Below are 1,177 nucleotides of genomic sequence, written 5' to 3'. Positions count from 1 at the left end.
CTGCTCCGGCCGGAGCGGATCGGGGTGAAGCTGTCCGAGGAGTTCCAGCTCCATCCCGAGCAGTCCACCGACGCCATCGTCGTCCACCACCCCGAAGCGACCTACTTCAATGCCGGAGGCGGCCGGGCATGAGAACCACGAGAACACTGCGCGAGGTCCTGGCCGCAGGGGAGCGCTCGTACTCGTTCGAGTTCTTCCCGCCCAGGACCGAGGCGGGTGAGCGCACCCTGTGGGACGCCATCCGCCGCATCGAGGCGCTGCGCCCGACGTTCGTCTCGGTCACCTACGGCGCCGGCGGATCCTCCCGGGACCGCACCGTCGCCGTCACCGAGCGGATCGCGGCCGAGACCACGCTGCGGCCGGTCGCCCACCTCACCGCCGTCGGTCACTCCGTGGCCGAGCTGCGCAACATCATCGGCCGGTACGCCGACGCCGGGGTGCGCGATGTCCTCGCCCTGCGCGGCGACCCGCCCGGCGACCCGGGCGCGCCCTGGACCCCGCACCCGCAGGGCTTCACCCACGCCCACCAACTGGTCTCCCTGGTCAAGGAGATGGGCGACTTCAGCGTCGGGGTGGCCGCCTTCCCCGAACGCCACCCCCGCTCACCGGACTGGGCCAGCGACATCCGCCACTTCGTCGCCAAGTGCCGGGCCGGCGCCGACTACGCCATCACGCAGATGTTCTTCCACGTCGAGGACTATCTGCGGTTGCGCGACCGGGTGGTCGCCGCCGGCTGCGAAACCCCGATCATCCCGGAGATCATGCCCGCCACCGACGCCCGGCAGATCGCCCGCTTCGCCGAGTTGTCGGGCGCGGCCTTTCCCGAGGACCTGGCTCGCCGCCTGGAGGCCGCCCGCGGCAACCCGGCCGCCGGCCACCGCATCGGAGTCGACCACGCCACCGCCATGGCCGAGCGCCTGCTGGCCGAAGGCGCGCCCGGGCTGCACTACATCACCCTCAACCGCTCCACCGCGACGCTCGACATCCACCACAACATCCACGGCAGCATCCAGAGCAGCATCCAGAGCACACAGACCCCAAGGAGTACCCGGCATGCCCTCGCAGCCCACCGCTGACTTCACGGACTTCAAGGTGGCGGATCTGTCCCTGGCGGCGTTCGGCCGCAAGGAGATCACGCTGGCCGAGCACGAGATGCCCGGTCTGATGGCCATCCGCC

Annotated in this window: 2 protein-coding genes; both read left to right on the top strand. The window is 71.0% G+C overall.

Translation table 11 applies throughout. From position 1 onward, the window contains the following. The first annotated feature begins 128 nt into the window (after positions 1 to 128). Entirely contained in the window at positions 129 to 1,076 is a 948-nt protein-coding gene (gene metF / locus BM237_RS28610) for a methylenetetrahydrofolate reductase [NAD(P)H] (protein ID WP_093852639.1), read from the top strand. Then, positions 1,054 to 1,177: adenosylhomocysteinase (locus tag BM237_RS30395; RefSeq protein ID WP_139238210.1), on the top strand; the 124-nt coding region annotated here is incomplete at its 3' end. The genes metF and BM237_RS30395, both read left to right, overlap by 23 nt.

The sequence above is a fragment of the Streptomyces mangrovi genome, from assembly GCF_900114215.1.
Taxonomy (GTDB): domain Bacteria; phylum Actinomycetota; class Actinomycetes; order Streptomycetales; family Streptomycetaceae; genus Streptomyces; species Streptomyces barkulensis.
The sequence above is the reverse complement of the archived record's forward strand: the minus strand, read 5'-3'. Positions and strand labels throughout refer to the sequence as shown.